Origin of the sequence: Tistrella bauzanensis, assembly GCF_014636235.1 — a bacterium.
GTDB classification, from domain to species: domain Bacteria; phylum Pseudomonadota; class Alphaproteobacteria; order Tistrellales; family Tistrellaceae; genus Tistrella; species Tistrella bauzanensis.
This window is the reverse complement of record NZ_BMDZ01000034.1, coordinates 26,283-36,782: the sequence shown is the minus strand read 5'-3', so window position 1 is coordinate 36,782 and position 10,500 is coordinate 26,283. Positions and strand designations below refer to the sequence as shown.

At 67.2% G+C, this 10,500-nt stretch carries 10 protein-coding genes; 2 read left to right on the top strand and 8 right to left on the bottom strand.

Features of this window, described 5'->3' with window-relative positions; all coding sequences use genetic code 11:
• Positions 1-19 precede the first annotated feature (19 nt).
• The 3 genes from kdpB to IEW15_RS14475 are packed head-to-tail and all read right to left on the bottom strand — an operon-like array spanning position 20 to position 4,010.
• A complete protein-coding gene (gene kdpB, locus IEW15_RS14485) occupies positions 20-2,089 on the bottom strand; it encodes a potassium-transporting ATPase subunit KdpB (protein WP_188579132.1) in 2,070 nt (689 codons plus the stop codon).
• Positions 2,090-2,104: 15 nt separating this feature from the next.
• Positions 2,105-3,817 carry a potassium-transporting ATPase subunit KdpA gene (gene kdpA / locus IEW15_RS14480; RefSeq protein ID WP_188579129.1) on the bottom strand — a complete coding sequence of 571 codons (1,713 nt, stop codon included), beginning with the start codon at positions 3,815-3,817 and terminating at the stop codon, positions 2,105-2,107.
• Positions 3,818-3,869: 52 nt separating this feature from the next.
• The gene (locus IEW15_RS14475) at positions 3,870-4,010 is read right to left on the bottom strand and encodes a potassium-transporting ATPase subunit F (RefSeq protein WP_188579127.1); all 141 of its coding nucleotides are present in this window, start codon (positions 4,008-4,010) and stop codon (positions 3,870-3,872) included.
• A gap of 455 nt (positions 4,011-4,465) precedes the next feature.
• Between IEW15_RS14475 and IEW15_RS14470 the strand changes: the two genes are divergently transcribed.
• Together IEW15_RS14470 and IEW15_RS14465 are read left to right on the top strand one after the other, a co-directional pair.
• Positions 4,466-5,524, top strand: a complete 1,059-nt coding sequence (locus IEW15_RS14470) for a permease (protein WP_188579186.1) — start codon at positions 4,466-4,468, stop codon at positions 5,522-5,524.
• A 19-nt stretch (positions 5,525-5,543) separates the two neighbouring features.
• Positions 5,544-5,780: a thioredoxin family protein gene (locus IEW15_RS14465; protein ID WP_188579126.1), complete on the top strand. Its 237-nt coding sequence runs from the start codon at positions 5,544-5,546 to the stop codon at positions 5,778-5,780.
• A 23-nt stretch (positions 5,781-5,803) separates the two neighbouring features.
• Here the strand turns inward: IEW15_RS14465 and IEW15_RS14460 are convergent, their stop codons facing one another.
• The 5 genes from IEW15_RS14460 to thrC all read right to left on the bottom strand — a co-directional run bounded on the left by IEW15_RS14460 (position 5,804) and on the right by thrC (position 10,498).
• Positions 5,804-6,652 carry an urea carboxylase-associated family protein gene (locus tag IEW15_RS14460; RefSeq protein WP_188579125.1) on the bottom strand — a complete coding sequence of 283 codons (849 nt, stop codon included), beginning with the start codon at positions 6,650-6,652 and terminating at the stop codon, positions 5,804-5,806.
• 90 nt (positions 6,653-6,742) lie between these two features.
• The gene (locus IEW15_RS14455; RefSeq protein WP_229708119.1) at positions 6,743-7,381 is read right to left on the bottom strand and encodes a GNAT family N-acetyltransferase; all 639 of its coding nucleotides are present in this window, start codon (positions 7,379-7,381) and stop codon (positions 6,743-6,745) included.
• 50 nt (positions 7,382-7,431) lie between these two features.
• The gene (locus tag IEW15_RS14450; RefSeq protein ID WP_188579123.1) at positions 7,432-7,692 is read right to left on the bottom strand and encodes a sulfurtransferase TusA family protein; all 261 of its coding nucleotides are present in this window, start codon (positions 7,690-7,692) and stop codon (positions 7,432-7,434) included.
• Between the two features lie 67 nt (positions 7,693-7,759).
• The gene (locus tag IEW15_RS14445; protein ID WP_188579120.1) at positions 7,760-9,037 is read right to left on the bottom strand and encodes a M16 family metallopeptidase; all 1,278 of its coding nucleotides are present in this window, start codon (positions 9,035-9,037) and stop codon (positions 7,760-7,762) included.
• 66 nt (positions 9,038-9,103) lie between these two features.
• Positions 9,104-10,498, bottom strand: a complete 1,395-nt coding sequence (gene thrC / locus IEW15_RS14440; protein WP_188579118.1) for a threonine synthase — start codon at positions 10,496-10,498, stop codon at positions 9,104-9,106.
• Between the last annotated feature and the right edge of the window lie 2 nt (positions 10,499-10,500).

Here is a 10,500-nt window from a genome sequence, read left to right as displayed (position 1 = left end):
TCTTCATGTCCTTATCCCCTCAGACCAGCCCGAGGCCGGTTATGGCAAGATCGATCAGCTTGATGCCGATGAACGGCGCCACCAGCCCGCCCAGACCATAAATCAGCAGATTGCGCCGCAGCAGAGCCGCCGCCGATGCGGCGCGCGCCGCCACCCCGCGCAGCGCCAGCGGCACCAGCGCCAGGATCACCAGGGCATTGAAGATCACCGCCGACAGGATCGCGCTTTCAGGGCTTGCCAGATCCATGATGTCGAGCGCCCCCAGCGCCGGATAAACCCCTGCGAACAGCGCCGGCACGATGGCGAAATATTTGGCCACGTCATTGGCGATCGAAAACGTGGTGAGCGCGCCACGGCTGACCAGCAACTGCTTGCCCACCATCACCACCTCGATCAGCTTGGTCGGGTCGCTGTCGAGGTCGATCAGATTGGCGGCCTCCTTGGCGGCGGCCGTGCCCTCGTTCATCGCCACGCCGACATCGGCCTGAGCCAGCGCCGGCGCGTCGTTGGTGCCGTCGCCGCACATGGCGACCATCCGGCCTTCGGCCTGCTCGGCGCGGATCAGTTCCAGCTTGCGTTCGGGGGTGGCCTCGGCCAGCACGTCGTCCACGCCCGCCTCGGCGGCGATCGCGGCCGCTGTGAGCGGGTTGTCGCCGGTCACCATCACCGTGCGGATGCCCATGCGGCGCAGTTCGGCAAAGCGCTCGCGGATGCCCGGCTTGATGATGTCCTTCAGGTGGATCACCCCCAGGGGCCGGTCACCATCGGTCACCACCAGCGGCGTGCCGCCGCCGCGCGCCACCTGATCCACCGCCTGGGCCAGCGCCGCCGGCGCGCCGCCCGGCACATGACGCAGAATCGCATCGGCAGCGCCTTTGCGGATCACCCGGCCATCGGCAAGGTCGACGCCCGATATGCGGGTCTGGGCCGAGAACGGCACCATGCGCGACACGCCCAAGGCGCGCCCCTCGCCATCGCGATCGGCCGCGAAGCCGAAGCGGCGCGTCGCCAGATCCAGGATCGAGCGGCCTTCCGGGGTCTCGTCGCCCAGGCTCGCCAGGGCCGCCGTCTCGGCCAGCGCCCTCTCCGACACGCCCGGCGCCGGCAGGAAGGCGTCGGCCATGCGGTTGCCGAAGGTGATGGTGCCGGTCTTGTCCAGCAGCAGCACGTCGACATCGCCCGCCGCTTCCACGGCGCGGCCCGACCGGGCGATCACGCCGGCGCGCACCAGCCGGTCCATGCCGGCAATGCCGATCGCCGACAGCAGAGCGCTGATCGTGGTCGGGATCAGCGTCACCAGCAGGGCGATCAGAAAGCCGACCGGGATCAGCGTGCCCGACCAGCTGGCAAAGGCTTCCAGCGCCACCACCACCAGCAGGAAGATCAGGGTCAGCGACACCAGCAGAATGGTCAGCGCGATCTCGTTCGGGGTCTTGCGCCGGCGCGCGCCCTCGACCAGACCGATCATCCGGTCAAGGAAGCTGTCGCCCGGCTGGCGGGTCACCCGCATCACGATCTGATCCGACACCACCCGGGTGCCACCGGTGACGGCCGACCGGTCGCCGCCGCTTTCGCGGATCACCGGCGCGCTTTCCCCGGTGATCGCGCTCTCGTCGATCGAGGCGATCCCGGCCACCACCTCACCATCGGCGGGCACCAGATCGCCCACCCGCACCAGCACCAGATCATCGACGCCAAGGTCACGTGATGAAACCTCGCGCCATTCATGGGTGCGGCCCGATGGCGGCACCGCCGGCCCGGTGAGCAGGCGGGCACGGGTTTCGGACTGGGTGGCGCGCAGGCTGTCGGCGCGCGCCCGGCCGCGGCCTTCGGCCAGGGCTTCGGCGATGTTGCCGAACAGCACCGTCGCCCACAGCCACAGGCAGATCTGGCCCAGCACCAGCCCGTGCGGCCCGCCGCGTCCGATCTCGATCGCGGCCAGGATGGTCGCCACCACCGAGACCGCGGCGGTGGTCAGCGTCACCGGGTTGGTCGCAAGGCTGCGGGGGTGGAATTTGGCGAAGGCCAGCGCCACGGCACGGCCCAGCAGCGCCGGGTCGGTCAGGCGGATATCTTCGGACGTCCTCATCGGCCCATCTTTCCGTTACGACAATCGCCCGGCGAGCATCGCCAGATGCTCGGCAACCGGACCCAGCGCCAGCGCCGGGAAATAGGTGAGCCCGCCGATGATCAGCACAACAGCGATCAGCAGGCCGATGAACAGCGGCCCATGGGTCGGCAGAGTGCCGGCACTGGCGGGCAGCCGCTTCTTGGCGGCCAGGCTGCCGGCAATCGCCAGCACCACCAGCACCGGCAGATAGCGGCCGATCATCATCGACACGCCGATGGCGATGGCATGAAAGGTCTGGGCGGCGCCGAAGCCCGCGAAGGCCGAGCCGTTATTGCCGGCGGCCGAGCCATAGGCATAGAGGATCTCCGACAGGCCATGCGGCCCCGTCTCCTGCACGGCGGCCGCGGCCACCGGCAGCACCGCGGTCAGGGCTGCCGGCACCAGCATCGCCACCGCCAGCCCGATCAGCGCCAGCATGGCCAGGGTCATCTCGCGGGCCTCGATCTTCTTGCCCAGATATTCAGGCGTGCGGCCCACCATCAGCCCGGCCGCGAAGACGGCGATCACCGCGAACAGGATCAGCCCGTACAAGCCGCTGCCGACACCGCCGAAGATCACCTCGCCCAGCAGCATGCCGAGCATGGCCACCATGCCGCCGAGCGGGGTGAAGCTGTCATGCATGGCATTGACCGAGCCGTTCGACGCCGCGGTGGTGGCAGCGGCCCAGATGCCGCTGTCGACCGCGCCGAAGCGGACCTCCTTGCCTTCCATGTTGCCCATCGCCGGGTCGACGCCGAGCGCCTGATGGATGGGGTTGCCGGCAAGCTCCGCCCAGGCGATCAGTCCCACCATCACCATGAACGGGATCAGCATCGCCAGAAACAGCGCCCGACCCTGGCGGGGATCGCCGATCAGCCGGCCGAAGGCCAGCGGCATCGCCGCCGGCAGCGCCAGGATCGCCACCATCTCGATCAGGTTCGACCAGATGGTCGGGTTTTCCAGCGGATGGGCGGAATTGACGCCATAGAAGCCGCCGCCATTGGTGCCGAGCTGCTTGATCGCCACCTGCGACGCGACGGGACCAAGCGGGATGGTCTGGGCGCCGCTATCCAGGCCGATGCTGTGCAGCACCCCCTGCATCACCTGCGGAACCCCCTGAAGCACCAGCAACACCGTCACGATCACCGCCAGCGGCAGCAGCAGCCGCAGGGTGATGCGGGTGAGGTCGGTGGTGAAGTCGCCAAGCGTCGTGGCCTCGGCGCGGGCAAAGCCCCGGGCCAGCGCCACCATCACCGCGATACCGGTTGCCGCCGACAGGAAGTTCTGGGTGCCGAGCCCCACCGCCTGGGCGAAGCCGGTCAGCTCCGCCTCGCCGGAATAGGCCTGCCAGTTGGTGTTGGTGACAAAGCTGATCGCGGTGTTGAACGCCACCGCCGGTGCCATCGGCCCGATGTCGAGCGGGTTCCAGGGCAGCAGATGCTGCAGCCTGAGCACCCCGTACAGCAGCAGGAAGCCCGCATAATTGAAGGCGATCACCGCCAGCGCATAGCCGAGCCAGCCGGTCTCGCGCCCCGGGCCCACGCCGGCCAGCCCGAGAATGCCGGCCTCGGCCGCGCCGATCAGCGGTATCCGCGCGGCCGCAGCCCGCGGCCCCGCCACCACCACCAGCCACCGGCCCAGAAGCACGGCAAGCCCGGTCACGATCGCCAGATAGATCGCGATCCGTGCCAGATCCATCGATGTCATGGATGAAAAACCTCATCTCCGGCGCCTCTCAGGGCGCCGCCAGGCGGTCGGGTCAGCGGTCGGGATGGACCAGAACCACCACCAGATACACCGCAAGTGCCGCCACGACCGCCCCGCCCAGCACCAGCCCGACCAGATCGACCATCGCCAGACCGGCCATCGCCAGACCGGCGCCCATGCTGGCGGCGGTCATAACCGCGCCAGCCCAAGCGCGGTCAGGGCCGCCAGCCCGAACAGCGCGGTTCCCAGCCCCAGCATCAGAATATCCATCATCTCCGCCACTCCGGTTCATCGGCGGGGGACGGCGGCAGCCATCCCCCGGATGACGAGCAGCATCCCGCAACCACCCGTAAAGCCGCGATGGCGATGGCGGCGGGCGGGCGTAAAGGCGGCGTCAAAGACCGGCTGACCAATCCGCGATAGCCGGTGCGGCAGGCGAGGCCTGTCGGAGTGCCAGATTTGATCCGGATCAATGTGCATATGCGCCGGCCCGCACAAGCTATTCGGCATTGCCGGATGTCCTGAAGAACAGGCGTGACGAACACGGCGCGCGCTATCGCCGCAAGCCGGACCACGCCCCGGAAGTCTCGACATCGTCGATGCGGTGCTGACCGCGGAGACCTCATCGACAAGGAAAGCCGCATGACCATGCATGCCGATGTCGAGATGTCGCGGCAGCCTCGCCCGGACTGGATCTGGCACATTGCCGTCATCGGCTTTGTCGCGGCCTGGTATGTGATCTACCGTCAATTGATCCCGTTTTCGGAGTGGGTCACCGCCCTGTTTCCGGTCGACCGGCATAGCCACACTGGCGACGCAATCGCCTTCTTCTTCTACGATGTGCCCAAGGTCATGATGTTGCTCACGCTCATCGTCTTCGCGATGGGCGTGGTGCGCAGCTGGTTTTCCCCGGAAAAGACCCGTGCTCTCTTGTCAGGCAAGCGTGAAGGGGTCGGCAATGTGCTGTCGGCCAGTCTGGGCGTCGTGACGCCCTTCTGCTCCTGTTCGGCTGTTCCGCTGTTCATCGGTTTCGTGTCGGCGGGCGTGCCGCTTGGCGTGACCTTTTCATTCCTGATCGCCGCGCCGATGGTGAACGAGGTGGCACTGGTGCTGCTCTTCGGTCTCGTAGGGTGGCAGGTGGCGGCGACCTATCTGGCGTTCGGGCTCGGGATTGCCATCGTGGCAGGCTTCATCATCGGCAAGCTCCGGCTGGAAGGCTGGCTTCAGGATTGGGTGCGCGACATACACTCGGGCGCCGATGCCCCCGTTGGTGTCGACGATGAACGCCTGACGATGGCAGGCCGCTATCGCCTCGGCATCGCGGCGGTGCGCGAAATTTTCGGCAAGGTCTGGATCTGGATCATCCTTGGCATCGGCATGGGCGCGCTGATCCACGGCTATGTGCCCGAGGATCTGATGGTGCGCATCATGGGGGCGGACGCCTGGTGGTCCGTCCCGGTGGCGGTGGCCATGGGGATCCCGATGTACACCAATGCCGCGGGCGTGATCCCCATCGTCGAGGCGCTATTGGGCAAGGGTGCCGCACTTGGCACTGTCCTCGCCTTCATGATGAGCGTCATTGCCCTCAGCCTGCCGGAGATGGTCATCCTCAAGCAGGTGCTGACCCTGCGCCTGATCGCCGTCTTCATCGGCGTTGTGGCAGGCGGCATTCTTGCCGTCGGCTTCCTCTTCAACCTCATCTTCTGACATCCACAAGGACACACCCATGAAGACCGTCAAAGTCTACGGTCCCGGCTGCAAGCGCTGTGACGCCACCGAAGCCATGGTCAAGGCGGCAGCAGCAAAGATCGGCATCGAGGTCGCTGTGGAAAAGATCACCGATGCAAAATCCATCGCCATGGCCGGCGTCATGTCCACGCCTGGCATCTCGGTTGACGGCAAGCTCGTCCATGCGGGCGGCCTGCCGGATGCCACCAGGCTCGAAGGCTGGCTCAGGGCGTGACCGGCACCCACTGACGCCTGCGGTCAGAGCCCGGAATAGCCGTTGGGCGCGGGCCAGGACCAGCCGTCCAGCACACCCGGCGCGGGGCGGAAGATCTCGACCTTGAGCGGGAAACAGGGCGCCGTGTCGCTGGAATGAGTGGCGCTGCAATCGCCGCCCGGACAGGCGGACAGCGCCGCCAGCAGATCGATTTCGGCGAACAGTTCCAGAAAATCCCCCGGCCGGACCGGGCTGGCCTTCATGAAATACTGATGGCTGTCGCGGGTGAAGCCGGTGCACATGAAGACGTTGAGCACATCGTGGACATGGGGCTCCGCCGCGCGCGGCGTCAGGCCGGTTGCCGCCGACAAGGCCCGGCACAGGTTCGAATGACAGCACTGGTGATAGTCGCCGCCAGACAGCAGGCGGTTGGTATAGGGATCGCAGCGGGTGCCGATCACGTCGTGGATGCCGCCGCCATCCTCGTCCCAGCCATACCAGCCGAGCGTGTCGTGACTGATCGTCGCCATCGGCCGGAGCGAGGGCAGCGAACTCCACAGCCGGTCGCCGGTGGTGACATGCGTTGCGTGCAGCGCCCGGGTCTTGCCGCTGAAGAAGCGCTCGGACAGGTCGTGGGCGTTCCAGAGATTGAGGTCGCCGACCTGCGGGCCATCGATGCTGACGATGCGGAAGACATGACCGCGGGGCACCCGGAAGGCCCGGCCATCGCGCGGCGGCACGATCAGCTCATCGATCTTGACCATGCCCGTGCGTGCGGCCTGAAGCGCCGCCATATCCGGGCGGGGCAAGGCGTCGCGCGGATAGACGATGACCGGCCTACGGTCTGAGCGGGCGGCCCCGGGGCCATCATCACGTCGATCGTCGGGGGTCATCACCAGGCTCCCTTCATCGTCATCGATCCGGGCCGCGATCGCCGGATGGTTGAGCGTAAGGGTAGCAGAGATGCCGGCCGATAGGCGAGGTCAGCCCGCGTCGATCGTCGCCGCCGGCACGGGGCGGTTGCGGCGCCAGTCGGTGGCGATCAGGCCGAACAGGCGGTGGTCGGTCCAGCGGCCGTTGATCAGCAGATATTCGCGGGCACGGCCTTCCGCCTCGAAGCCCAGCTTTTCCAGCAGACCGATGCTGCGGTGGTTTTCCGGCAGGCAGGCGGCTTCCAGCCGGTGCAGGCCCAGCGTGGTGAACACGAAATCGGCGGCACCGCCCAGCGCCTCGGTCATATAGCCCTGACGGGCATGCGGTTCGGCCAGCCAATAGCCGACATTGCACGACTGGACCACGCCATAGCGGATGTTGTTGAGCGTCAGCCCGCCGATCAATCCGTTCTGGGCCGAGGCGACATCGCGATCGCGGGCGAAGATGTGGAAGGCCAGCCCCACCCCGCGCCGGGCGATCATCCGATAATGGCCGACACGGCGGCGATAGCTGCTGCGGCTGAGCGGATCATTGCCCCAGGACGGTTCCCACCGCTCCAGAAAATCCCGCGACGTGCCGCGCACATCCGCCCAGGCCTGGTAATCGGCCAGGCGCGCCGGGCGCATGATCACGCGCGGGGTCACGATCCGCGGCCGGTCGCCGCCATCCATCGATGGAAAAGGCCACATCTCAGGTGGATCCGCCTCCACTGGTCCCCTGTCGCCCACCGGCTGGTCGATCAGGCATGCGCGCCCTTGCGGACACGATAGATAAACCGGTTGCCATCGCGACGCTGCAACAGCAAATCATGACCGCCGGTGTCGCAAAAGCCCGGAATGTCGATATAGGAGGCGGGATCCGTGGCGACGATCTCGACCACCGCACCGGCCCTGAGCGCATTCAGCGCCTTTTTCAACCGCAGCACCGGCCAGGGGCAGACCAGCCCCTCGGCGTCGATCACCTGGGCGATCTCTCCGCTGATATCCGTGTCGGAGGTCATCTCGTGGGTCATCTCCCGCCTGGCCATCTGCCGCCGGCCGTCGAACCGCCGGCTCTCGAACCGCCGGTCAGCTGAACCGCCGCAACAGATCCTGATAATCCTGCACCCGCGCGATCGGCCCCAGCGCCGCCAAGGTCGGCGCGCCGGCCCCCAGCAGCCGCGCCGCCAGCGCCGAGACCTGCGCCGGCGTCACCGCCTCAAGCTCCGCCACCGCCGCGCGCACCGACTGGGCCCGGCCATAGATGATCAGCGACTGGGCCAGACGCTCGGCCCGCGCGGTGGTGCTCTCAAGCCCCATCAGCAATCCGGCCTTCAACTGGGCGAACGACCGGCGCAGTTCCTCGTCGCCCACCCGCTCGGCCACCGACAGGGTTTCATCCACGATCACCGGCATCGCCTCGCCGATCTCGTCCTCAGCCGCCGCGACATAGATGCCGAACAGGCCATGATCCTCGAACGGGCTCGCGAAGGCATAGACGTTGTAGCACAGGCCCCGCTTCTCGCGGACCTCCTGGAACAGCCGCGACGACATGCCCCCGCCAAGCAGGGTCGCCAGCATCTGGGATGCATGATAATCGTCGTGATTATAGCCGATGCCGGGGAAGCCCAGGGTCAGATGCACCTGCCCCAGATGATCCTTACGCCGCCGGTGATCGCCGCCGACATAGGCCGCCGGATCGGTCAGGCGCGGTTCCGACTGCGGCAGGGCATTGAAGAACCGGGTCGCCAGATCGACCAGCCGGTCGTGATCGACCTTGCCGGCCGCCGCCAGAACCATGCGATCGGCGGCATATTGCCGGCGCATATAGCCGGCGATCGCCTGACGCGGCATGGTGCGGACGATCTCCACCGGCCCCAGAATCGGCCGGCCCAGCCCCTGATCGGGATAGGCGGCGGCCTGGAAATGATCGAACACCACATCCTCGGGCATGTCATCGGCCGACAGGATCTCCTGCACCACCACCGAGCGTTCGCGTTCCAACTCGTCGGGGTCGAACACCGAATGCTGCAGGATATCGGCCAGCACATCGACGCCCAGCGCCAGATCATCGGCCATCAGCTTCAGGTAATAGACCGTCTGCTCGCGTGAGGTATAGGCGTTCATATAGCCACCCACCGCCTCGACCTCTTCGGCCAGGCCTTGGGCGGTGCGCCGGTCGGTGCCCTTGAAGGCCATGTGCTCCAGCAGATGCGAGACGCCGTTGATCTCGGCGGGCTCGTGCCGGGTTCCGGCATGCACCCACACCCCCACGGTCACCGTCTCGACATGGGACATGCTGTCGGTGGCGACACGCATGCCGTTGGGCAGGGTGGTGACGCGGATGCTGGAACCGTCGAGGCTCATGATGGGGTCTGGTGCTCCTGTGGTGATCGCTCGGATCGAAGAGGCCGCCGGCCGTCGGACATGGCGTCAGACATTGCGGCGGTGCGACATGATATGGGACTTCAGGCCCGAAACGTCAGCCTCCAGCGTCTCGAAACGCTCCGGCCGCTCCATCAGGTCTGCCATGCGTTCGGGCAGCGCCGGCCGGCGGCCGATCGCGCGTTCCACCGCATCGGGGAATTTGGCCGGATGGGCCGTCGACAGCACCACCACCGGCACGCCAGCAGGCTTGCGGTCGCGGCCAACCGCGACACCAACCGCCGTGTGCGGGTCCAGGATCTCGCCAGTTTCGCCAAACACGGTGCGGATGGTGCTGAGTGTGCGGGTGTCGTCGGCGGCGCCGGCATCGAACAGCGCCTGCGCCTCGGCCACCTCGGCCGGCGTCACCGGCAGCCGGCCGGTGGCGCGGAAGGTGGCGATCGCCGCGGCCGTGGCCTCGCCGTCACGCCCCTTCAGATCGAACAGCAGCCGTTCGAAATTGCTCGCCACCTGGATGTCCATCGACGGGCTGAGTGTCGGCCGCACCCCGGCGCTGGAATAATCGCCATCGCGGAAGAATCGCGCCAGGATGTCGTTCTCATTGGTGGCGACGATCAGCTTCGCCACCGGCAGGCCCATGCGGGCGGCGATATAGCCGGCATAGACATCGCCGAAATTGCCGGTCGGCACCGAGAAGGCGATCGGCCGGTCGGGCGCCCCCAGCGCCAGCCCGGCGTGAAAATAATAGACCACCTGGGCCGCGATCCGCGCCCAGTTGATCGAGTTGATCGCGGTCAGCCCCACGGTGTCGCGGAAGCCTTCGTCGCCGAAGGCCGCCTTCACCATGTCCTGGGCATCGTCGAACGTGCCCTGGATGGCGATGTTGTGGATGTTGGGCGACAGCACCGTGGTCATCTGCCGGCGCTGGACCTCGGATGTCCGGCCCAGCGGATGCAGGATGAACACGTCCAGCCGCGCCCGATCGCGGCAGGCCTCGATCGCAGCCGACCCGGTATCGCCCGAGGTGGCGCCCAGAATCACGCCGCGGCGATCGCTGCGGTCGAGCACATGATCGAACAGCCGGCCCAGCAATTGCAGGGCGAAATCCTTGAAGGCGAGTGTCGGGCCGTGGAACAGCTCCATCACCCATTCATCGGGTCCAAGCTGCTTCAGCGGCGCCACCGCGCGATGATCGAAACCGCGATAGGTGTCGTCGATCATCCGGTCCAGATCGGCGGCGGCGATGGTCGTGCCCACAAACAGCCGCATGATCCGCTTGGCGAGATCGGCATAGCTCAGACCGCGCCAGCGCCGCAGGGTGTCGGCATCGATCTGCGGCCAGGTCTCAGGCAGGTACAGGCCGCCATCGCGGCCCAGGCCGTCGAGCAGAACCTCACTGAAATCGAGCCGCGGCGCGCGGCCACGGGTGCTGATATAGTGCACGG

Bases quoted from the DNA above. Each gene is read 5' to 3' on its own strand.
- kdpB (WP_188579132.1), bottom strand. From the start codon at position 2,089: ATGAGGACGTCCGAAGATATCCGCCTGACCGACCCGGCGCTGCTGGGC.
- kdpA (WP_188579129.1), bottom strand. From the start codon at position 3,817: ATGACATCGATGGATCTGGCACGGATCGCGATCTATCTGGCGATCGTG.
- IEW15_RS14475 (WP_188579127.1), bottom strand. From the start codon at position 4,010: ATGACCGCCGCCAGCATGGGCGCCGGTCTGGCGATGGCCGGTCTGGCG.
- IEW15_RS14470 (WP_188579186.1), top strand. From the start codon at position 4,466: ATGCATGCCGATGTCGAGATGTCGCGGCAGCCTCGCCCGGACTGGATC.
- IEW15_RS14465 (WP_188579126.1), top strand. From the start codon at position 5,544: ATGAAGACCGTCAAAGTCTACGGTCCCGGCTGCAAGCGCTGTGACGCC.
- IEW15_RS14460 (WP_188579125.1), bottom strand. From the start codon at position 6,652: ATGACCCCCGACGATCGACGTGATGATGGCCCCGGGGCCGCCCGCTCA.
- IEW15_RS14455 (WP_229708119.1), bottom strand. From the start codon at position 7,381: ATGTGGCCTTTTCCATCGATGGATGGCGGCGACCGGCCGCGGATCGTG.
- IEW15_RS14450 (WP_188579123.1), bottom strand. From the start codon at position 7,692: ATGACCTCCGACACGGATATCAGCGGAGAGATCGCCCAGGTGATCGAC.
- IEW15_RS14445 (WP_188579120.1), bottom strand. From the start codon at position 9,037: ATGAGCCTCGACGGTTCCAGCATCCGCGTCACCACCCTGCCCAACGGC.